Origin of the sequence: Paenibacillus sp. J2TS4, from assembly GCF_018403245.1 — a bacterium.
In the GTDB taxonomy this organism is placed as follows: domain Bacteria; phylum Bacillota; class Bacilli; order Paenibacillales; family NBRC-103111; genus Paenibacillus_L.
This window is the reverse complement of sequence record NZ_BOSH01000002.1, coordinates 660,050-681,875: the sequence shown is the minus strand read 5'-3', so window position 1 is coordinate 681,875 and position 21,826 is coordinate 660,050. Positions and strand designations below refer to the sequence as shown.

The 21,826-nt window shown below is 49.6% G+C and carries 17 protein-coding genes and 1 riboswitch; of the genes, 14 read left to right on the top strand and 3 right to left on the bottom strand.

Translation table 11 applies throughout. The features are described from left to right. Positions 1–755 precede the first annotated feature (755 nt). Positions 756–952, top strand: a riboswitch (cobalamin riboswitch). Between the two features lie 209 nt (positions 953–1,161). The 7 genes from nrdI to KJS69_RS07260 all read left to right on the top strand — a co-directional run bounded on the left by nrdI (position 1,162) and on the right by KJS69_RS07260 (position 8,462). Beyond that, on the top strand, positions 1,162–1,542 hold the full coding sequence (gene nrdI, locus KJS69_RS07290; protein ID WP_213583024.1) for a class Ib ribonucleoside-diphosphate reductase assembly flavoprotein NrdI: 381 nt from the start codon (positions 1,162–1,164) through the stop codon (positions 1,540–1,542). 10 nt (positions 1,543–1,552) lie between these two features. Further along, positions 1,553–3,607, top strand: a complete 2,055-nt coding sequence (gene nrdE / locus KJS69_RS07285; RefSeq protein WP_249730416.1) for a class 1b ribonucleoside-diphosphate reductase subunit alpha — start codon at positions 1,553–1,555, stop codon at positions 3,605–3,607. Between the two features lie 16 nt (positions 3,608–3,623). Continuing rightward, positions 3,624–4,619, top strand: coding sequence for a class 1b ribonucleoside-diphosphate reductase subunit beta (gene nrdF, locus KJS69_RS07280; protein WP_213583022.1), 996 nt, complete (start codon positions 3,624–3,626; stop codon positions 4,617–4,619). A gap of 1,043 nt (positions 4,620–5,662) precedes the next feature. After that, the gene (locus KJS69_RS07275; RefSeq protein WP_213583021.1) at positions 5,663–6,370 is read left to right on the top strand and encodes an SDR family NAD(P)-dependent oxidoreductase; all 708 of its coding nucleotides are present in this window, start codon (positions 5,663–5,665) and stop codon (positions 6,368–6,370) included. 101 nt (positions 6,371–6,471) lie between these two features. Beyond that, on the top strand, positions 6,472–7,089 hold the full coding sequence (locus KJS69_RS07270) for a class I SAM-dependent methyltransferase (RefSeq protein ID WP_213583020.1): 618 nt from the start codon (positions 6,472–6,474) through the stop codon (positions 7,087–7,089). A gap of 58 nt (positions 7,090–7,147) precedes the next feature. After that, a complete protein-coding gene (locus tag KJS69_RS07265) occupies positions 7,148–7,627 on the top strand; it encodes an 8-oxo-dGTP diphosphatase (protein WP_213583019.1) in 480 nt (159 codons plus the stop codon). Positions 7,628–7,718: 91 nt separating this feature from the next. Next, positions 7,719–8,462 carry a class I SAM-dependent methyltransferase gene (locus tag KJS69_RS07260; RefSeq protein WP_213583018.1) on the top strand — a complete coding sequence of 248 codons (744 nt, stop codon included), beginning with the start codon at positions 7,719–7,721 and terminating at the stop codon, positions 8,460–8,462. 67 nt (positions 8,463–8,529) lie between these two features. Here the strand turns inward: KJS69_RS07260 and KJS69_RS07255 are convergent, their stop codons facing one another. Together KJS69_RS07255 and KJS69_RS07250 are read right to left on the bottom strand one after the other, a co-directional pair. Beyond that, positions 8,530–9,423, bottom strand: a complete 894-nt coding sequence (locus KJS69_RS07255) for a LysR family transcriptional regulator (protein ID WP_213583017.1) — start codon at positions 9,421–9,423, stop codon at positions 8,530–8,532. A 119-nt stretch (positions 9,424–9,542) separates the two neighbouring features. Further along, positions 9,543–10,442 carry a LysR family transcriptional regulator gene (locus KJS69_RS07250; protein WP_213583016.1) on the bottom strand — a complete coding sequence of 300 codons (900 nt, stop codon included), beginning with the start codon at positions 10,440–10,442 and terminating at the stop codon, positions 9,543–9,545. A gap of 223 nt (positions 10,443–10,665) precedes the next feature. On the opposite strand from KJS69_RS07250, the gene aroC reads away from it, so the two are divergent. Further along, positions 10,666–11,721 carry a chorismate synthase gene (gene aroC, locus KJS69_RS07245; RefSeq protein ID WP_213583015.1) on the top strand — a complete coding sequence of 352 codons (1,056 nt, stop codon included), beginning with the start codon at positions 10,666–10,668 and terminating at the stop codon, positions 11,719–11,721. A 211-nt stretch (positions 11,722–11,932) separates the two neighbouring features. On the opposite strand, the gene KJS69_RS07240 is transcribed toward aroC, so the two are convergent. Then, positions 11,933–12,946: an LLM class flavin-dependent oxidoreductase gene (locus KJS69_RS07240; protein WP_213583014.1), complete on the bottom strand. Its 1,014-nt coding sequence runs from the start codon at positions 12,944–12,946 to the stop codon at positions 11,933–11,935. Between the two features lie 227 nt (positions 12,947–13,173). Between KJS69_RS07240 and KJS69_RS07235 the strand changes: the two genes are divergently transcribed. The 6 genes from KJS69_RS07235 to KJS69_RS07210 all read left to right on the top strand — a co-directional run bounded on the left by KJS69_RS07235 (position 13,174) and on the right by KJS69_RS07210 (position 21,648). Continuing rightward, positions 13,174–15,432: a helix-turn-helix domain-containing protein gene (locus tag KJS69_RS07235; RefSeq protein ID WP_213583013.1), complete on the top strand. Its 2,259-nt coding sequence runs from the start codon at positions 13,174–13,176 to the stop codon at positions 15,430–15,432. Positions 15,433–15,692: 260 nt separating this feature from the next. Beyond that, complete coding sequence (locus KJS69_RS07230) at positions 15,693–17,069, top strand: ABC transporter substrate-binding protein (protein ID WP_213583012.1); 1,377 nt, start codon at positions 15,693–15,695, stop codon at positions 17,067–17,069. Between the two features lie 111 nt (positions 17,070–17,180). Further along, positions 17,181–18,122 (top strand): carbohydrate ABC transporter permease, encoded by a 942-nt coding sequence (locus tag KJS69_RS07225; protein ID WP_213583011.1) that lies wholly within the window; start codon positions 17,181–17,183, stop codon positions 18,120–18,122. After that, complete coding sequence (locus KJS69_RS07220; RefSeq protein ID WP_249730401.1) at positions 18,119–18,946, top strand: carbohydrate ABC transporter permease; 828 nt, start codon at positions 18,119–18,121, stop codon at positions 18,944–18,946. Before KJS69_RS07225 ends, KJS69_RS07220 begins: the two co-directional genes overlap by 4 nt. A 94-nt stretch (positions 18,947–19,040) precedes the next feature. Further along, the gene (locus tag KJS69_RS07215; protein ID WP_213583010.1) at positions 19,041–20,045 is read left to right on the top strand and encodes a Gfo/Idh/MocA family protein; all 1,005 of its coding nucleotides are present in this window, start codon (positions 19,041–19,043) and stop codon (positions 20,043–20,045) included. A 556-nt stretch (positions 20,046–20,601) separates the two neighbouring features. After that, entirely contained in the window at positions 20,602–21,648 is a 1,047-nt protein-coding gene (locus KJS69_RS07210; protein ID WP_213583008.1) for a hypothetical protein, read from the top strand. The last annotated feature ends 178 nt before the right edge of the window (positions 21,649–21,826 follow it).

Here is a 21,826-nt window from a genome sequence, read left to right as displayed (position 1 = left end):
TCCGTGTCAAGTCGGCCCCTTACGGCGATAGAATCACGAAAACTTATGAAAAACCTCTAAAAAGAGAGGAATTGTATACAAGTTAGTTCTTTTGTGGTACGGACTCCGGAATTAGGGGGCCTAGCCGAAAGTGCAGCCTTGTGGAGAGAATTTGTCTGATCTTTGCTCATCTACTGCAAAAATACAGTGCTTTCGGCCATTTTCGGCTCGATAAGGGATGAAACGGATGATTCCACTGCACATTTGCAGGCGATTCTCGAAATCGGTCTGATTCTTATCTTATCTGCTGTATTTTTGCAGTCGATCCAAAGCCACCTCCGCTGAACGACAATACTCGAATACCGGAGACGAAAGACTAGACGAGTTTAGTAGTCGAATACCGGAGACGAAAGACTAGACGAGTTTAGCAGTCGAATACCGGAGACGAAAGTCTAAACGAGTCCAATAGTTGCAGTAACGAGTTTGCTTGCAGACCTTATTTCCGCAGCCCTGAGAAGTACATGTGCTGCACGAAAAAAAAGCAGTCCTTCCATTCAAGGAAGGTGCCTCCGAGCTTCAAGTGTCATTTTGTATTTCAAATAATGCCCAATGACCGGCTCTTGGGTTGGTCTTTTGCCCCATGCCAAAGCTATGAAACACGTTCTCGGAAAAATACCACTTGATTATTGCTAAAAAAATGTGTATATTACGATAGGGAACTATATTTAGTGTCTCAAGTGATGCATTGATACTATATATGGGATATTTAACTGAATATTGTTACAAGAGATCGAGGTGTCGAGTACGACTTAATAGGGAATCCGGTGGAATACCGGAGCTGTCCCCGCAACTGTAAGTGCGGATGAAATGGGCATGCCACTGTATAAGAATCGTCTCACGGCGGCTTATATGGGAAGGGCTCAAAGTAAGATGACGCACAAGCCAGTAGACCTGCCTCCTCTCTATAGTTTCGCATCTTCGGGGAATGAGAAGTAGAAACGACATGCTTGCAGAGCGCTATTAACGCTCTGTCGGTTTATTGCTGTCGTTTTAGGCTCATCTCTAGCGGATGAGCTTATTTATATTTTCCATCAGCAGATAGATTTGTGTTTCTAGGAATCTATCCGAAGACGAAGATTGCAAACAGTAGAGAGCTTAATAGTATTGCTTTGGAGGGAACCCATGCTCATTGTATTCGACTCTAAGACGGGTAACGTTAAACGGTTCGTTAGCAAGCTGGGACGGGAATGTGTGCAAATCACGGACGGGTTGACCGTCGATCAGCCGTTCATCCTGATCACCTTTACTACGGGTGTGGGCCAAGCCCCGCCGACAACGTTGCAATTTTTGGAGAACAACGGTCATTTGCTGCAAGGGGTAGCTTCCAGCGGAAACATGAATTGGGGTACCCGCTACGGCTTGGCCGGAGATCGGATTGCCGAAATGTACTCGGTTCCTTTACTGATGAAATTCGAACTGAGCGGCACGAATAAAGACGTCGAACGGTTTAAACAGGAGGTAGATAACATTGTCCACACAGCTATCCGATTGGATTCAGCTTAATAATGAAATTATGGTGTTGAAGGACGGGAAATACCAGTTTGAGAAAGACCGGGAAGCCGCCCGCAGTTATTTTGTTGATTATGTCAACCAAAATACAGTCTTCTTTCACGATTTGAAGGAGAAAATCGATTATTTGATCGAGCATGATTATTATGAGAAAGAGCTGTTTGATCAATATGATTTTAAAGAGGTAAAAAAGTTATACGACGACCTGTACGCGAAAAAATTCCGCTTTCCTTCGTTTATGAGCGCTTTTAAATTTTATAACAACTATGCCATGAAGACGAACGACGGGACGAAGTTTCTAGAGCGTTACGAGGATCGGATTGCGGTTGTGGCGCTTTTTTTGGGCGACGGGGATATGGAGAAAGCGGCTCTTTACGCGGACCTTCTCATTTCACAAGAATATCAGCCGGCGACTCCCACCTTCCTGAACGCGGGTAAAAAACGTCGCGGAGAGCTGGTTAGCTGCTTCCTGCTGGAAGTAGACGATTCGATGAACTCGATCGGCTTTGCGATCAATTCGGCGCTGCAATTAAGCAAAATCGGCGGCGGGGTCAGCTTGAACTTAAGCAAAATTCGCGGAGCGGATGAGCAGATCAAAGGTCTGGACGGCAAAGCGAGCGGTGTTCTGCCAGTCATGAAATTGTTTGAGGATGCATTTTCCTATGCCAACCAGCTGGGGCAGCGCGACGGCAGCGGTGTCGTCTACCTGAATCTGTTCCATTCGGATATTCACGAATTTCTCGATACAAAGAAGATTAATAGCGACGAAAAAATCCGCATCAAAACGTTGTCGCTCGGCGTAGTGGCCCCGGATAAGTTTTTTGAGCTGGTGGAGCAGGACAAAGATATGTATCTGTTCTATCCGCACACGGTTTACAGAGAATACGGCAAGCATCTGGACGATATGGACATTACAGAAATGTACGACGAGCTCGTAAACAACCCGAATATCCGCAAGAAAAAAATCGTGGCGAGAGACTTGATTATTAAAATCGCACAAATCCAGATGGAATCCGGCTACCCTTACATAATGTACGTAGATAATGCCAACAAATATCATGCGCTGAAAGAAATCGGGCGGGTCAAGTTTTCAAACCTGTGCAGCGAAATTGCTCAATTAAGCGAAGTGTCGACCATTAACGATTACGGGGTGGAAGACGTCATTGAACGCGATATTTCCTGCAACCTCGGTTCTCTTAACATAGTCAATGTGATGCAGAACAAGCGGGTGAGAAGTACCGTCCATCTGGCTATGGACGCTTTGACCGAGGTGAGCGACCGGACCAATATCAGCATTGTCCCATCCGTGGCCAAAGCTAACCGGGAGCTGCATTCCGTCGGCTTGGGCGCGATGAATCTGCACGGATATCTCGCGCTTAACAAAATTCCTTACGAATCCAGGGAAGCGATTGATTTTGTGCGCACCTTCTTTATGATGATTAACTATTATTCATTGGAACGTTCGATGCTTATTGCTAAAGAGCGGAAGGAAACATTCAAAGATTTTGAGAAAAGCGAGTATGCCAACGGGGCCTACTTCGACCGATATCTCGAGAACGATTATTCTCCCAAGACGGATAGAGTCATCGCCTTGTTCGAAGGTCACGATATTCCAACGAAGGAAGACTGGCTCCACTTAAAAGAACAGGTGAAGGAACACGGCGTCTACCACGCTTACCGGATGGCGATCGCTCCGACCGGTTCGATCTCTTATCTTCAATCGTCGACGGCTTCGATAGCGCCGATTACCCAGCGGATTGAGGAGCGTGAATACGGGGATTCCCGTACGATTTATCCGATGCCGTTTTTGAGTGAAGAAAATTACTTCTATTATAAAGAAGCTTATGATATGGATATGTTCAATCTGATTGATCTCGTTGCCGAGGTCCAGGTTCATATCGACCAGGCGATATCCACCATTCTCTATGTCAAGGACGATCTGACGACGAGAGATTTAGCCAAGTACTATATTTACGCTCAGAAAAAAGGATTGAAAACTCTCTATTATACGCGGACGAAAAAGAGAACGATCGAAGAATGCGTCAGCTGCGTTGTTTAAGGAAGGAGCAAGCCTAATGAGAACATTTGAAGCGGTGAACTGGAATTCACCGGAATCCGATTACACGGAGTTGCTGTGGACCCAGAACACGTCGCAATTTTGGCTGGATACGGAAATTCCGATTTCCAAAGATTTGAGATCCTGGTCCAAGCTGAGCGACGATGAGAAGACGACGTTTATGAGAGTGCTGGGCGGATTGACGCTGCTGGATACGGAGCAAGGTAACGTAGGCATGCCGTTAATCGCCCAGCATGTGAAGGGCAAGCAGAAGAAAGCGATCCTGATCTTTCAGGCGGCGATGGAGGAAATCCATGCCAAGAGCTACAGCACGATCTTTACGACGGTGGCGAGCTCGGAGTTGATTGCCGACACCTTCGAATGGGTGCGCGAGAATAAACAGCTCCAATATAAAACCTACCGGATCGATTCCTATTACCGGGACATTCAGGAAGGGGATCAACTGAGCCTGTATCAGGCAATGGTTGCCTCGGTATTTCTCGAAAGCTTCCTGTTTTACTCAGGATTTTTCTACCCTTTATATTTGGCGGGGCAGGGCAAGATGGTAGCGAGCGGTGAAATTATTAAACTGATCATTCGGGACGAAAGCGTGCACGGCGTATTCGTCGGTCTGCTGGCGCAGGAGCTGTTCCAGCAGTTAAGCGAGGAGGAACAGAATACCGCATCCGCGTTCGTTCACGAGCTGTTGAATGAGCTGTACAAGAATGAACTGGAATATACAGAAAAGCTGTATGATCCGATTGGTCTCACCCATGAGGTTAAAAAGTATATTCGCTACAACGCCAATAAAGCGTTGATGAATCTTGGCATCGAGCCTATCTTTGAAGAGGAGGAGGTCAATCCTGTCGTGCTTAATGGTATTAGAACGGAGACGAGCACGCATGACTTTTTCTCCACCAAAGGCAAAGGGTATCAAAAAGGAAAGGTCGAGCCTTTGCAGGATGAAGACTTCCAATTTTTGAATCAAAGAGCTGCCGAGTCGAATATTTGGTAGTATATAAACAAGCCGTGGATTTTTCTGATGAAGAGTCCGCGGCTTTTTTTGTCTATATTAAGTCAACTTTCGCAGCTTGAAATCGTCACACAGCCTTTATGTAATTAGGCAATTTTGGCTATTCATTGCTGGAGTTGACGCTGAATCAAAGGGTGAGCTTCCTTCCGGCTTTTGTGGAGATTTTATTGATCGATTCGAGCCGTTGCTGCAGGCTAAAGCCCAGTCGAGTGATACCGACTTCATCACATAGCCAAACAGAACAACCCGCCTCATGGACCCCCAACCGGGGTACAGATGAGCATAGGTGGCTAAAAGGTCGCAAGATAGGACAACTGCTAGTGCCACCACGTTAGCAGTATACTCGCACAACATGGGGAGAGCATAAAGTGGCAGCAGCCGTAAGCATCTCGGGTGCCACACCACGTTAGCAGTCTACTTTCGCACAGTGTGGGGATCTAAATGGATTTCATGCAGCTAGTTTGCTCCATTGAGGTTGAAATCGAAGATTAAATGGAAAACCTCCATCTATTTTGTTCGAAAAGAGGGATATCAGCAAAAAACCTCCATTTTAAATGCGGTTTTTCCATCTAGTCTAATCAAACTGCCCCATTCGCTTCAATTTACCTACATAAAATACAGTTAGACGCTTCCCTTCTACCTGCACTTTTCCCAGGTGCGAAAAAGGACAACCAGGCGGAGAAGCAGTTAGATGCTGCTTTTTTCTTACGGGGAAAATGACAACTAGGCGAAAAAAGCAAGACTACCTGATCTCTTCACGCTCAGTCACTGCGAGGTTTCAAGCTAATTTTCGCTCTACGAAAGTTGAGATATTAAGTTAAAAAGGAAATAAGTAGTAAAGAAAGAGTGGGTAGTAGTATAATAAATGGAAGCAATTTCTATTTAATAAATAAGAGAGGCTGTCGCCAGACATTCATGCCATGTGGTTGGGGGTTGGAACCTCAAAAGGCACGTTCCCTTTGGAACAGAAGGGAGTACTTCTTTCGTGCCGCATAGGGTATACATGGTTGGAAGGAGGGATACCGATGGATCATGTATTGATTACCGGAGCCAATCGCGGATTCGGATATGAGTGTTTAAAAGTTTATTTAAGCAATCATTGTACGGTTTATCCGGTTGTGCGAACCGAAGAAGCGGCCCGATTTCTGGAGGATGCTCATCCTGAGCGCTGCTTTCCCATAATCGCGGATCTGTCTGATGATCAGGCCAAGAAGCTTATTTCCGAAGCCGTAGCCAAGCGAACGAATCGGTTGGATATTGTCATTAACAACGCCGGGATTTCGGGGAAAGAATATCTCATTGAGGAGGTAAGGACCGGGGAGATCAGCGACCTGTTCAACATTCATTGCCTAGGTCCCATACGGGTGGTGCAGGCGTGTTTGCCGTTGATGCGCAATTCGGACAATCCTCGTCTTATTAATATATCATCGCGTTTGGGCTCGCTAAATAAAGTGGCATCCGGGGAATTTAGCGACCGTCATTTTTCGTATTCCTACCGGATGGCCAAAGCCGCACAGAATATGTTCAGTCTATGTTTAAGCCAGGAATTGCTTGAGCAGAACATTACGGTTTGTGCGGTGCATCCGGGAAAATTGAAAACGAGAATGGCCTCCACTGATGCGGATATGGAGCCCTCCACTGGAGCTCTGAACCTGTACCATTGGGCCAACAGCTTGACGATTAAAGATACAGGGAGCTTCACACAGCCTTTGAACGAGGAATTCCCTTGGTAATGGAGAGTTTGATTAACCGTTTCCCAAGAAGTCTCTTTCTACTACTATAGCGAGGATTGGGGAGGGGGATTTCGGTTAGGCGAAGCTTGGAGGTTATGTAATTGATCCATGTCATGATTCAGGGTCAGTCCCTTGGTTTTAAAACGGATCCAGCCCTTTTTTCTCCAGACCGGATCGATCAAGGGACCTTGGCTATGCTATCGAAGGTTGAATTTGGCAAAGAGGATAAAGTATTGGATCTGGGCTGCGGTTATGGGGTAGTCGGTATTTATGCGGCCAAAATCGTCGGACCGGAAAGAGTAGTTATGGTGGATGTCCATAAGGCGGCTGTTGATGCAGCAGAGGAAAACATCGAGATTAATCAAGTACCCGGGATTAAGGTTTATTGCAGCGATGGTTTTAAAGATTTCAAGGAGACCGGCTTCAGCGTCATTTTGTCCAATCCTCCTTATCATGTTGATTTTGCCGTTCCGAAGCATTTTATTGAAAAAGGGTTTAACCGGCTGGAGCTTGGAGGCAGAATGTATCTGGTAACGAAGCGGAAGGATTGGTATAAACAGAAGATGATCGCTATTTTTGGCGGTGTCCAAATATATGAAGAGCAGGGCTATTATGTATTCAAGTCCATCAAGAAATCGTCAAGCTATGCTCATAAGTCCCACAAGCATGAATCTAGTAAATGCAAATCCCGGAGGAATGAATTCAAAGAGAATAAGTAATAACGAGTGTAAATCTGTTAAGGAATACTAAGAGCACACTTTTTAAGGAGAAGCAGCTATGTCTAACGAGATTCGATATGGTATGTATACTATGTGTTTAGTCAAAGAGAAAGACCGGGTTTTGTTGATCCGGCGTCCGGATCATAGAGGGTTTCCCGGGTATATTGGTCCCGGAGGCAAGATTGATTTTCCGGAGAGTCCGACAGAAGGGGCCATTCGGGAAGTTTATGAAGAAACCGGTTTACGAATTAACCGCCTGATCTATAAGGGCTTGGACGAATACGTCGTTCCTCAGACCAACTACCGGTATATGGTGTTTAATTATTTGGCAGAAGATTATGAAGGCGAGCTGCTCCATAACCCTCCCGAAGGAGAACTGGCATGGGTGCCGATTAAAGAAGCGCTGGAATTGCCGATGCAGCCTTGGTTCAGGCGAAGGTTTCCGCTGTTCTTCGAGGAGGGGACCTTTGAAATATCCATTGTATGGGATGAGGAAAATCAATGCGCGATCGAAGATAAGATCACTATATTGAAATGAGGAATCATTTTTTGGCGACTGCCAATGGAATGAAAGCAAAGTCAGGGACGTAGTGTAATAGTAAGCTTTGGAGAAAAAGGGGGAAGAAAGAGTGGATTCCGTCGGGTATCGCAAAGGGAACTACGGGGTGGATGCCCCGAATGTTGTTCGCAATCTGATTCTGCTTGGGATCGCTTGTTTGATTTTATCTATTCTATCTTATAACGTATTTCCAGCAAAGCTTCAGTGGCTGGGTAATTCTCTCGGGACGATTCTGCTGATTACCTTCCTTATCGGTTGTGGGGAAGGAGTGTATATGGTATGGAGCAGCAAGGTGGGGAAATTCCGTGAACGAGAAAGACTGCTTGACCTCATTCCGCTTCGCGGAGACGAGCTGGTGCTGGATGCCGGATGCGGCCGCGGGCTTCTATTGAATGAGGCGGCGAGAAGGCTTACGTCCGGTAAAGCGGTTGGCTTGGACATTTGGAATAAGCAGGATCAATCCGGAAATCATCCGGAGGCGACGCTAGCCAATGCTCGAGTGGAAGGAGTGGCCGACCGGGTGGAGGTTGTAGACGGAGACATGCGGCAGATTCCGTTTCCCGATAATCATTTTGATGCGGTCGTTTCCAGCTTGGCCATTCATAATATTAAGAATAAGGAAGATAGGGACAAGGCGCTGGCAGAAATTGTCCGCGTGTTAAAGAAGGGCGGGCGCTTTGCCCTATTGGATTTCCAGCATGTGCGTCAATATGCGGAAACCCTCCAACGGCTCCATACGGCTGAAGTGAAAGTGATAGGCCCTCATTATCAAATGTTTCCGCCTGTGCGAATCGTGAAGGGCCGGAAAAAATAACCCCTATATCGGGCTGCGTCATGCCTCCGAGAAGATAAACAGCGCAGCCCTATTTACAGAATCCCATCTATTTCAACGATTCGAGCTCTCCCAGTTTGCGGATGAACATGGTGACCGCCATGGTAGAGGGGGATTTTGGATCCTGGAGGATAGAAAAATTCCGCTTCATGCGCCTGCCTTTTATAGTAATGCCGCACAGCTCCCCTGACTCCAATTCCTTGCGAATAACGAGGCGGGATAACACAGCGATGCCCAATCCGGCCATCACCGCTTCCTTAACTCCCTGATTGCTGTTAAACACGAAAGAGCGTTGCACACGAAGTCCCGATTCCATAATAAAACGGTCGCTGTATGCGCGGGTTCCCGAGCCGGGTTCTCGGTAGACCCATGTCTGATCCTGAAGCTTGGATACGTCTACTGATCCCATCGAGCAGAGGGGGCACACGGGTGGAGCCACCAGTACCATTTCATCCTCGGCAAAAGGAGGGCTGGTCCGAAGCTCCGGCACATCGACCTCTCCCTCCACTAAACCCAGATCGAGCTCATTGGCGCGTACGGCCCGGGTGATTTCTTCCGTATTGGCAATCGTGACGTATGTTTCGACCAACGGATATACATTCGTATATTCCGCCAATAAATGCGGCAGTACGTATTCTCCGATCGTATAGCTGGCCCCGATGTTTACAGAGCCCGTCACCTCATCCCTTAACAGGTGAATTTCCTCTCTTGCTTCCTCATATAGAGCCAATATTTGCTTGGCGCGATTATACAGGATGGAGCCGGCCTCCGTCATTTTGACATGCTTGGAGGTCCGGTGCAATAGCTTGCTCCCGAATTCATTCTCCAAGTTTCGAATATGCAGACTTACGCCGGGCTGAGACAGATTGAGTTTCTCGGCCGCCCTGGAAAAGTGGCTCTGCTCTACCACAGTTACAAACACCTTCAATGTATCTACGATCAACTGGGCTTCCTCCCGTCTTCCATTCAAAACAAAGTGATGAGGTTATGGACCTCAATTATATTCTGTTCCATCCAAGCAGGCAATCCTCAGAGTGTCGATGGATTATACCAAGGGGGCCATTAGTTGGATAATTCGCTTGGCGGTGAAGTTAACGTCTCCACAAAGCGGCTTGCCGCTTCGGATAAAGATATGTCGCGGCGCAGGGCAATTCCGACACTGCGGGATGGAATCGGCTCGCGAATCCGCAGTTCGTACAGGCTTCCGGCTTCCAGCTCCTTCTTGACAAAAGAGCGGGTGACGAAGGCGGCGCCAAACCCGAGCCGCGCCAGTTCGATCAGCAGCTCCAAACTGCCCAGCTCAATGTCTACCTCAAGCGGCATCCCTTGTGCGGCAAACCATTGCTCGACGAATTCCCGGGTGCTGCTTCCTCTGGATAACAGGAGAAGCGGCAGGTTTAACAGCTCCTCTGCGGCTAAGATTCGTTCTGCCATGTGCCGGTAAGCCTCTCCTACGACAAAGCAATCCTCGATCGTGATCAGCGGCCGAACGTCAAGCTGCCGATCCGTAAACGGCATGTGCACAATTCCCAAATCGATCTGGCCATCGATCAGTCTTTTGGCCAGATCCGGGGTTTTGCCGTGAGACAGCCGGATCCGAACGTCCGGATATTGAGTATGGAATCGATCGAGATAGGGTAATAGCAGATGCCGGATGAGCGATCCTCCGGCGCCAATGCGGAGCTCCCCCGCTTCGAGGCGTTTCAGCGAGCGGACTTTGTTCTCTCCCGCTTCCAGCAGGGAGAAGGAGGGCTCTACGTACTCAAGCAGAGCGCGGCCCTCCGCCGTCAACTCCACTCCTTTGGACAAGCGGTGAAACAGCTTGACGCCGAGAGCGTCCTCCATTTGCTTAATGGCGTAGCTTACCGACGGCTGAGTGATGTGAAGCTCCTGGGCCGCTTTGGTTAAATTCCCTGCTCTGGCGGTATGGAGAAAGATGCGGTATCCTTCCAAATTCATCATGGTATAGAACCCCTCTATCGCAATGTGGTAATATTTCGATTTCATTTATTTCAATTTCCACATTATAATGAGAGTCAAGGAGAGTCAAGCTCATGTGTCAAAATGAAATGGTTTTTTGCAGCGGGTCCAAGCATGCTGGAGCAACGGAGCATGAGCTTGCAGTAATCATTCTCGATATCATAAATTAAGAGAGTGCTGACCTAAATTAAGGGGGATGGTTTGGATGGCAGGAAATTCATTCGGGCAAGCGTATAAAATTACTACATTTGGGGAATCTCACGGCGAGGCGGTGGGTGTAATCGTGGACGGGGTCACCCCCGGAGTAGAGATCGATTTGGAATACATCCAGAAGCAGATGGATAGGAGAAAGCCGGGGCAGTCTTCCATTACGACATCAAGAAAAGAGTACGATACCGTATCGATTCTATCAGGAACTTATGAAGGAAAAACGACGGGGACGCCTCTGTTTATGATTTTATATAACAAAGATATGAGGCCTTCCGCATACGATGAGATTAAAGATTCATTCCGTCCGGGACATGCGGATTTCACATACTTGCAGAAATATGGGATAAGAGACCATCGGGGAAGCGGCCGGGCATCCGGAAGGGAGACGGCCGGCCGGGTAGCCGCGGGCGCTCTGGCCAGGAAGCTGCTGGAAAGACGGGGCGTCAGCATCGTGGCCTATACGACGGAAGTCGGTGGAATTCAATGCCAGAACTTTGTGGAAAGCGAAATCGAGAACAACCCGGTTCGGGCCTGTGATCCCGATGTAGTAGGGCAAATGGTGGAAAAAATCGAGTCGTTGGCCCGTGTCGGAGATAGCTGCGGGGGCATTGTTGAATGCCGCATCAGAGGAGTGGTCCCGGGCATCGGGGAGCCTGTATTTGACAAGCTGGACGCAGAGCTCGCCAAAGCGATGCTGTCGATCGGTGCCGTTAAAGGGATCGAATTCGGTGCCGGGTTCAAGGCGGCCCGGATGCTGGGAAGCGAGCATAATGATCCGATGGACAGCTCCGGATATTTGAGCAATCATTCGGGGGGAATTATCGGGGGCATCAGTACCGGCCAGGAAATTGTCTTCCGATTGGCTGTCAAGCCGACCTCTTCCATCTCTGTTCCCCAGCAGACGATCGACATCAACGGGGAGGAGCAGACGATCCGGACCGAGGGAAGACACGATCCCTGTATCTGTCCCCGAATCGTTCCGGTCGTCGAGGCCATGGCTTGCATCGTTCTGGAGGATCACTTCAAACGGCAGGCGGCCCTTCATTCATAAGGGTTCCACTTAAATTAGAAAACCTCCAATTCCACTAGTAACCTTGGATTTGGAGGTTTTCGGCGTACAATGGGGGACGGGGTGAATGGTGGATTTAATATACCCGCACCCCGTTTAGTGAGCCTCCGGCACCAGCTCTATGAGGCTGCATCCGTGGTCCGCCATTTCGTTTCCTGCGTCTCGCGTCCTTCGTCCAACGGCGGACTTACGGTTAGACGCGCCCGTTCAACCCGAAAGCTTCGGCCAGAAGCCGGTAAGAACGAATCCGGGCCGAGAAGTCATGGGTCGGGGTGACAACGACCAGTTCATCGGTATTATATTGCTTGCTCAATTGAAGCATTTGCTCCTTCACCTGCGCGGGCGTACCGACCATGCGCCGTTCGCGGCCGTGGCGGATTCGCTCCCGGTCGAAATCGGTGTAGGGATAGTTCATGGCCGTTTCTACCGATGGAAACGATGACAGCTCCATTCCGCGCTCCAAGCGCAGGAAGAACAATTCGGTGCTCGACGCGAGCCGGTTGGCTTCTTCCTCCGTTTCGGCACAAACGGCCAGGACGGCGGTTAACGCTCGGGGGCGATCGTTCAGAAGCGAGGGCTGAAAGTTCTCCTGATAGTATTTCATCGCCGTCTCGCCGCCCGGTACGCCGAAAAATTGCGCATAAGCGTAAGCCGTCCCTTGCTGCGCGGCAATTCTTGCGCTATCCTGGCTCGAACCGAGGAGCCACAGCTCCGGTGCCGTGGGGATAGCGGGGGAAGCCAGCAGCCCGGCAAAAGGGTGCTCCGGCGGGAGGGCATCGTGCAAATAACCGGTCAAATCGGCGACCTGCTGCGGATACTGGTCCACACCGGTATATTTGCCCTCGCGGAGAGCCCGGGTAGCCAGCGGCAAGCCGCCCGGAGCACGGCCCAGCCCGAGATCGATTCTTCCCGGATGAAGCGCTTCAAGCAGGCGGAAGTTTTCCGCCACCTTGTACGAGCTGTAATGGGGAAGCATAACGCCGCCGGAGCCGACGCGGATGCGGGACGTTGCCGCCGCCAGATGAGCCACCAGCACTTCCGGGCTGGAAAAAGCCAGCGCCTTGGAAGCATGGTGCTCGGACACCCAATACCGGGTGTAGCCGAGCCTCTCCGCTTCCTGAATGAGCTGTTTCGATTCATTCAATGCGTCGGCCGCGGTTCGGCCTTCGCTTATTTGACATTGGTCCAGAATGCCCAGTTTAATCATTGGATCACCTCTGTCCTGAATGTACCAAAATGAACTGTGCAGGTCAAAGGCTGTTCAGCGGCAGCAAAATATGATAGGATCATCAAGTAAAAGACATCCTTCCCTTGGCGGGTCTTAGAGCAAAGCCACAGGGAAAAGGGATGTTTTTTCGCTCCCTGGAGGCATTTGGTTAATAATTCCTATAGTAACCGCTTACTTCCAAAATTAGAATCAGTGAGGGATTCGGAATGAATAAAACTTGGTTTTACCGGACGCTCTTTTCTTATCTTCCTGTCTTTTTCATTGTAACCGCCTTTTTATTTTTTATTTTCTTTCAGACCTTAAGCGTACAGAATCGGAACAATGCGGTCAAAGCGAATGATTTTCTGGCTCAGCAGGCCATTCAGCTTCTTGACTATTCGTTGAAATCGATCGATGAGAAGGTGACTCTCGATATTATGAACAATCAGGACCTGGCCCGTTATTTTGCTCAGGATCAGAATGTCGATTTGTATCTGGATGTTCAGGCCATGAATGCGATGCAGCAGCTGCAGCTCGCCAATCCGTTGATTGATTCGATCTATCTCGTGCGCTTCAATGATCAAACGGTGTTGAGCGGAGGGACGTCCTACCCGCTGGAGCAGTTTCCGGATGCTTCATTCGTCCAGCAGCAGGAGCATGCGCCGAACAGCCGATGGTCCAACGCAAGAACCTACAAGGAAACTTTCACCAATACCGATCATACGGTCGTCAGCCTCACCCGCGGGATTCCTATATTCAGCCAGAATAAGGGAATGATGGTCGTCAATGTGAAAACGGATACACTGCTGGAATCGGTCAGTCAGATGTTCGATGCCAAAGTCAGTTTTATGAATTTGCTGGATAGGGAAGGCAATCAATTATTTTCCGCAGCCGGCTCAGAAAGGGTGCAGCAGGCATCCGAACAAGGCATAGCGAGTCAGGAAGTGTTTGCCGAATATTCGTCGGATTATACGGAATGGAAGCTGCAGAGCGGCTTGCGGAACGGGACGGTAGTGCATTTTATAACGAGCTTGTACAATATTTGGCTGGCCGTCGGACTAATGATGGTGATCGGTGGAATTGTTTGGATGATTTACGTCACGAAGAGAAATTATAAGCCTATCGAATTAATCGTTTCTCGAATCCAAACGTATTCCCAGCAGAAGGCGAGGTCAGGGGGGAGCAGCGAGCGGAACGAATTTCATTTCATCCAGACCGCTTTGGAAGGCTTGATCGAAGAGGCCAATGATTTCGAGAAGCAACATGAAAAAGATTTGTCCGTCAAACGAAAATTTATGTTTTACGAGCTATTGGAAGGCACAAGGCCGTTGAGCATGGAGGAATGGAGGCAGGAGATGGGCAGGTTCCATATGCCCGAAGTGTTCGGACGGCAGATGGTTTTTGTGATTGAAATCGACCGGTATTCGGATTTTTGCCGAAAGTATAACAGCCGGGATCAAAATTTAATGAAATTCGCCTTGAGCAGCGTCGTTCAGGAAAGTGCGGGCACCCGTTACGGTCCGATCTGGACTCTATGGTCGTCAGGGAATCAATTGAGCGGGATGCTGCACGTGCCTGAGGGCGAACGGGACGACGGGGCGTATTCGGTGTCACTTCTCGAGTCGATCCGGGATTGGGTAGATCATAATCTCAGCTTGACCGTAACGATCGGAATAGGAGAAGCGGTCGATCATCCGACGGGTCTCAAAAATTCATATAGAGAAGCATTGGATGGACTCAACTACAAGGCGGTGCTGGGAACAAACCGATGGATCCGCTCTACCGAAATCGGCAAACCCCGCGGGGAGGTTTACAGTCACCAGCAGCTTATCCAAGCTGTGGTCCGGCATTATCGTTTTTCTGAGGAAGAGTGGAGGAGCAGTCTGCATGAGCTGTTTGCACAAATTAGAAGCAGCTTGCTGTCGCGGCAGGATATCGCTGGGTTGATGAATCACTTCCTGTTTCACTTGAATCGGGCCATCGATGGCATGGGAGAGGAATTCCAGAGTCTATGGAATAATGAAATATTGCCCCGGATGTACGAGGCGCTGGATTCTTTCGAAACGGTGGACGGGATCGAGGAACAATGGACAACGATTCTGGACGATTATGCCGGACATGTCCGAGAGCTTCGCCAATCGCGTAATCACCTGATGCTTATGGAGGAAGTGAAGACGTTCATAGAAAACCGCTTCACCGATCCGGACCTGTCTCTCGATTCACTCGGTGATCAGTTCGGCATGAATGGCAAGTATGTCAGCAAGCTGTTCAAGGAAGTATTCGGCGTGAAGTTCGTCGATTTCCTCATCGAATTGAGAATGAGGCATGCCAAGCGGCTGTTAACGGAAACGGCGGACTCCGTTCAAGATATTGCCGTACAGACAGGCTACGGAAGCTCGATTTCATTCATCCGCACGTTCAAGAAAATCACCGGAGTATCGCCTGGCGATTTCCGCAAAAACAGTAGTCATGGCGACATAAATTAATCGGCGAAAAAAGTTTATGGTGAACACCGGCAAGATCGAAGCGAGGCAAATTTTAACAACGCCATCGTCTGAAGCTTACCGGTTTTTTCCCGTTTAAAGCTGACATTAAGTCTATGCGGGGGAAAAGTGTTTATTGAGCCGTGGTTCCGGTCCGGTATAGAATCGTGGCAGGTCCGGAACCTGAAATATAGAGTATGGAATTCCGCAACACGAATAGGTCAGTGAACACTATCATGTCCACGAAAGGGAGTCAGCGTAATATGATGAAAAGGCTTACGAGAAAATTGGCCGCCGGAATGGCGCTAATGGTAGCAGTCCCTGCGGTATTGGCCGGCTGTGGAGGAACGGATACGGAAGGCGGGAATTCTGCGGATGGAAACGGCAGCGGGAAGGTTAAACTGACGTTCGAAACGTCTGTTTATACGGAAGCCCCGCATAAGAAGGCGATCGACATGCTGCTGCAAAAATATAACGAAATCAATCCGAATGTGGAAATTACCGTTCACGGAACCGATTATAACAACTTCTTTAACAAGTTGACGACGGAAGTTGTTGCCGGGACCCAGGGAGACATCGTCCAGCTGTATCCTGAAAACCTGGCCCGCTACAACGCCCTTGTGGAAGGAGGCGCTTTCGTCAATCTGGATGAGTACATTAAAGGCACGGATTTGGAGACGAAGCTGGTCGGGCAGGAGTTGAATAAACTGGATGGTTCTTATTACGCAATATCCAGCTATGCCTGGGGATCGACGGGGATTTTTTACCGCAAATCTCTATTGGAAAAAGCCGGCGTGAACCCAGACGACATCCGCACGCTGGAAGATTTCAAGAACGCGGCCGCCAAGCTCGGAGCGGACACGAACGGCGACGGTAAGCTAGATCAATACGGATTCGCCAGCGTCGCCTCGTCCCATACGTTCACCTCCTCCGAATGGTACCGGCTTGTGGCGCGTCCGGTTTCGGGCGGTGTCTATTTCCCGGATGGAGAGAGCGGTCCCTATGATCCGGACCGCATCAACGTAAACTCCGAAGCGAACGTATGGGCGGCTGAGTGGTGGCAGGATCTGCTGAAGGATTCCAACGCCACACCGGCTGGAACCCGAGATAAGAAGACGACGCGTGAAATGTTCTGGAACGGCGCGGCGGCGATGATCATGGACGGCCCGTGGTTCATCGGCATGACCCGGGAGAGGGACGAGAAGCTGATGGACGATCTCGGGATGATCCCCCAGCCGGTCGTGGAGTACAACGGACAGGAGTATAAGCCTAATCCGACGATGTATCCGCTCGTTACCATGATTTCCAAGAAGAGCAAGCATCAGAAGGAAGCCTGGGAGTTTCTCGAGTGGATGACGACGCCGGAAGCACAGGAGATCATTCAACTGTCCGGGATGATTCCGAGCAACAAGGAATACTCCGGCTCAGAAGCATACAGCAAGGAAAATCCGCTTGCCGCGAAATTTCTGGACTATGTCGAGAAGGATTACGGTCCGGCCGTTATGGACCCGCCAATAGCCGAGCAGGGCGAGCTGGCGCAAATTATGCAGAATGCGGCGGAGAAAATGTTCGTCAGTCAGGCCGACGCCAAGGAGACGCTGGACGAAGCCGCAGCCAAAATGAAGGAAGTGATGAAGTAGGCTCGGCAAGGCTAAACCGATTCCGGCCGATTCTAGCCAATCCTCCGGAAGTCTATTGCGGGAGCGTTCGCGTTCCCGCGAGGGACCGGAAGAAAGGAAGGGTAATCCCGCATGATAACGAACAAAGCAACGTTTGCTCCTAAAGTATCCTTCTGGAGAAGGGAGTGGAGAGCGCTTAAAAAGAACAGAACCGCTTATTTCTTCATCGCTCCGCTGGTCATTACCGTGTGCTGCATTTTGCTGTATCCCATCTTTAAAGCGGCGCTGATGAGCTTTCAATATTGGTATATCGCCAAGCCGATTGGCGGACATCCTTTCGTCGGTTTGCAAAATTACGTGGGTGTCGTTAAATCCGACTATTTCTTCACATCGCTTGGAATTACTGGCATCTACCTCGCCGTAACCGTCATCGCAAGGTTTTTGCTCGGGCTCGGCACCGCTCTCCTGCTCAATAAAAAATTTGCCGGGAGAAGTCTCGCCCGGGCGTTGATTATAATCCCTTGGGCGATGTCCGAGGTGGTGACGTGCCTTATTTTTGTCCTGATGTACGACTACCAATACGGCATTATCAACCATATTTTAATGTCCCTGCATCTCATTGATACTCCACTCTCTTTTCTTGGAGAGGGCAATCTGGCGCTTAACGCGGCGATGCTGGTCAACATTTGGAAGGGCTTCCCCTTTGTCGCCCTTATGCTTCTGGCCGGGCTGCAAAGTATTCCCGATGATTTGTATGAGGCGGCGACGATGGACGGAGCCTCCATCTGGAGGAAATTCCTCCACGTTACTATGCCTATGCTTCGTCCCGTATCGATGATCGTATTTTTGTTGCTCGTCGTCTGGACGCTCCGGGATTTTGCGCTGGTGTATGTGCTTACGGGAGGCGGTCCGAACCGCGCTACGGAAATATTCTCGATCTTCGTGTATCGGTCCGGCTTCGATTACTATAAATTCGGGGAAGCGGCCGCGGGCGGCATGATTCTGCTCGTATTCTCGCTCATCTTTACTTTCATCTATTTAAAAGCATCGAAAGCGGGGGAGTCGGCATCTTGAAAAAACTAGTCATTTACTGTCTCGTTATTCTCGTCTGTCTGTTTGCTGTTTTCCCGTTCCTCTGGATGGTCGATATATCGTTTAAACCGCAGGAAGAAATTTATCGCAATCCTCCGGTCATTATTCCCGATCAGCTGAATTGGAGCGGTTACGATAATATGCTGAACACCAAAGCCGACGATAACTTGAACTTTATTAACTGGTTCGTCAACAGCACGGTCGTTTCTCTACTGACGACTCTGTTTTCGATCACCATCTCCGCGCTGGGCGGTTATGCGATGTCGAGATTCCAGTTTCGCGGCCGGATGGGGATAGGGTATATCATCCTGATTACTCAGATGCTGCCCGGCTCGCTTTTGATTATCCCGCTATACATTATTATGAAAGACCTGAACTTATTGAACACTCATCTGGCGCTGGTGCTTGCTTATACGACGTTTGCTGTCCCCTTCTGCACATGGATGCTCAAAGGCTACTTCGATACGATTTCTCCGACGATTGACGAAGCCGCGATGGTTGATGGGGCGAACCGATGGACGACATTCTTGCGCATTCTGCTGCCGCTGACTTTGCCGGGTTTGGTCGTAACTGCCATCTTTTCCTTTATAACCAGCTGGAACGAGTTTCTGTTCGCTTTCACTTTGCTGAATAGCGCGGAGAAATGGACGCTGTCCGTTGGCATCGCCAGCTTCCAGGGACAATACATTGTGAATTGGGATTATATTATGGCGGGCTCCGCATTGACTACGCTGCCGATCGTCGTTATTTTCTGGTCCATGCAAAAATATTTGGTAAGGGGCATGACCGCAGGGGCTGTTAAATAAAGTCCGGTTACAATAATCCGTCATGCCGCAGTCTGCGGCGGCCGGTCTCAGTATTACAGACTAAACCACTTTAATTTATAGGGGAGATACGCAGATGATTAAAATCGGAATCGTTGGAATGGGGCTGCGCGGCAAGCTGTTCGCCGATACTATAGGGCAGAACCGTTACGCAGAGCTCGCTGCGGTAAGCGACTTGAACGAGCAGAGCCTGAAGCACAGCGTTGACTGTTATCAAGTAAAGGGCTATACGGATGTAGAGCAAATGATTCGCGAGGCGGACTTGGACGCTCTTGTAGTGGCTACTCCCGATTTTCTCCATAAGCAGCCAGTCATGCTGGCGGCGGCCCGCGGCCTGCACATCCTGGTGGAGAAGCCGTTCTCCACCAGCGTGGAAGAAGCGCAGGGGATGTACGATGCTGTGCAGAATGCCGGAGTCAAATGTTTGGTGGCGTTCGAGAATCGCTGGAGCGCTCCGTTCATTGCCGTCAGCGAGGCTGTGCGCCGAGGAGAGATCGGCAGCATTCTGACGATGAATTCGCGGCTTAACGATACGATCTTCGTGCCGACGAAAATGCTGAAATGGTCGAAGGGCTCTTCGCCGGGCTGGTTCTTGCTGGCCCATTCCACCGACATGGCCTGCTATCTTAAGGCGGGGGTTAGACCGGTTAGAGTCTATGCTGTCGGGACTAAACAAAAGCTATTGTCTATGGGCATCGACACATACGATTCGATTCAGACGGTGGTAACTTTTGCCGATGGTACGAATGCCACGTTCACGACGAGCTGGATTTTACCGGAATCGATGCCATTGATTGTAGATTTCAAATATGAAATTATTGGGGAGGATGGGGCCTTCTACATCGATCTGCACGATCAGATGGTGCATCAGGCCGGCCAGGCTTTCAAGCATGTACCGACATTGGGCACCCCGGTGAACGGAATGCTGCTTGGGCCCCCAAGTCATATGCTGAATGCTTTCATCGATAATATCCGGATGGATACCGAGCCGCTTGCCGGACCGGAGGACGGACTGCTCAATACGAAGCTGGTGCATGCCATTCACCGCTCTATTGAATTAGGGACGCCGCTGGATTTGTAATCGCACAGGTGCTCGCTGGAACTATCCCTATCCGCTGCACTTATATTGATATCGAAACATGGTGATAGCTCTCCTTTGCAAGGTGGACGCGGCAGGAACAGTAGGCGGGATTATTCCCGCTGAACCTGCTGCTGGATAAGCTGCGATTTGCAAATGTTGGGGGAGCTTCTTCTTAAGTGGAAATTTACATAAATGGGAAAGTAAAGTAATCCTCAGAATACAATAAAGGTAGGCGGCAGGGCCCATTACATATAACGATAAGGAGGGAGACCTTTGGCAAGGAACACCCCCGCTGAAGTCAGGGGGGCTGGTTGTCGCTGATTGAATAATGATGAAGCTATCGTCTGAAAAGATAGCTCGCTTCCAATGGAAAGCAAGACGGAGCTTGGGACTGTCGGCCATACCTGTTTCCGATTTAATGCTGGATAAAGCTTCTTGCTGCCGTCAGCAGTGCCCGCTTTCTGGGGAGAAGCTCGCCGCCTGGCCTGTTGAGGAGCCGACTTCCTCAGCATTACAAAAAAAGGAGGAATAAATAATAAAAAAACTGAGAATTTTGTTGGCCGTTGTGCTGATCGGCTTGTTATCCGCCAGCACTGTGTTTGCCTGGGATGGAATTATCCCGGTATCTGAATTGAAGCCGGCCCAGTCTATGGAAAAGCCTCAGCTTACAGGAGTGGGCGGGAAGCTGATTCTCAGCGATTCCCCGGAATCGTTCACGGAGCAAGGAGCCTTTTATCGGGATCGGGTAAGCGGTTCGTTCCGTGTTTTCTGGCATCATCAGAATATGTCGAGCGAGCCGCTGACGGTAGCTGTGGCCATTACGAATGAATCCGAGGAAGAGGTGAAGCTGTTCTCGGAAGGCAGCGGAGTGGGAACGAATTATTATGTGGATGTGGCCGGACAAAATGCGCTGGCCGAATTTATGAGGGTTAATTTCAAAAAGCAGTTTCTCGCCTCGCTCGCTCCTGGAGAAAGCTACTATCTCGAATCCTTGACGCCGTCCACCTTCACCAATAGCGGGATCGCCCAATTTTTGGCGAATACGAAGAAGGGGAACCGGCCGGCTACCGTAACGGTCACCGTCTTGAATTACAAGGATAGGCCGGCCCATCCGGAAACCGTTACGGTTCTGCCTGGTGATTCTCATACCCGCGGCACGTTTCCGCACTATGACCGGATAGGCACATTGAAATATAACACCGGTATGGGCAATGCCCTGATCCGGATATCCAGCGCGGAATCGGGCCAATGGAGCGATGCCATGCCCGGGGAATACGAGCAAGGATACAATGCGGTCGATGGGAGGACTGTGGTCAATAATGGCAACTACGGGGTCATGTACCGGCTTAGCGTGGACATCGAGAATGATCATCGCCGTCCCCGCGCGGTCACGCTGTATCATAATCCGTCAGGGGGCGCGGGCCATTATGTAGTCAAATGGCAAAATCGGCTCGAGCTATCCGGTTATATCACTTATGAACAGGCCTGGCCGTTCGCCAACTTTACATTAAACCCCAAGGGCAGAATTTATAAGTCGGAAATAAGTCTTACCGGAGGAGCCCCCGGCCCGCACGTCATATACTTCACTAATCAGGAAAGGTAATGTTATTGGAGTCCTTCTGAAGCACATAACGGGTCCTTTTCACCGCACTTTCTAAGTGCGGTGAAAAGGATGCCATACAGTTGCCGACTCTAGAGCATCTCTCATACAACAAGGGTTTTCCTATGACTCTGATGAAAAAGTTGCAGGAATCTGCAACAGTGCAGGTCTCTCTGGAAGA

Excerpts from the sequence above, each read along its gene's own strand:
- KJS69_RS07230 (WP_213583012.1), top strand. The coding sequence starts at position 15,693 with ATGATGAAAAGGCTTACGAGAAAATTGGCCGCCGGAATGGCGCTAATG.
- KJS69_RS07240 (WP_213583014.1), bottom strand. The coding sequence starts at position 12,946 with ATGATTAAACTGGGCATTCTGGACCAATGTCAAATAAGCGAAGGCCGA.
- KJS69_RS07275 (WP_213583021.1), top strand. The coding sequence starts at position 5,663 with ATGGATCATGTATTGATTACCGGAGCCAATCGCGGATTCGGATATGAG.
- KJS69_RS07250 (WP_213583016.1), bottom strand. The coding sequence starts at position 10,442 with ATGATGAATTTGGAAGGATACCGCATCTTTCTCCATACCGCCAGAGCA.
- KJS69_RS07215 (WP_213583010.1), top strand. The coding sequence starts at position 19,041 with ATGATTAAAATCGGAATCGTTGGAATGGGGCTGCGCGGCAAGCTGTTC.
- KJS69_RS07225 (WP_213583011.1), top strand. The coding sequence starts at position 17,181 with ATGATAACGAACAAAGCAACGTTTGCTCCTAAAGTATCCTTCTGGAGA.
- KJS69_RS07235 (WP_213583013.1), top strand. The coding sequence starts at position 13,174 with ATGAATAAAACTTGGTTTTACCGGACGCTCTTTTCTTATCTTCCTGTC.
- nrdI (WP_213583024.1), top strand. The coding sequence starts at position 1,162 with ATGCTCATTGTATTCGACTCTAAGACGGGTAACGTTAAACGGTTCGTT.
- nrdF (WP_213583022.1), top strand. The coding sequence starts at position 3,624 with ATGAGAACATTTGAAGCGGTGAACTGGAATTCACCGGAATCCGATTAC.
- KJS69_RS07265 (WP_213583019.1), top strand. The coding sequence starts at position 7,148 with ATGTCTAACGAGATTCGATATGGTATGTATACTATGTGTTTAGTCAAA.
- nrdE (WP_249730416.1), top strand. The coding sequence starts at position 1,553 with ATGGTGTTGAAGGACGGGAAATACCAGTTTGAGAAAGACCGGGAAGCC.
- aroC (WP_213583015.1), top strand. The coding sequence starts at position 10,666 with ATGGCAGGAAATTCATTCGGGCAAGCGTATAAAATTACTACATTTGGG.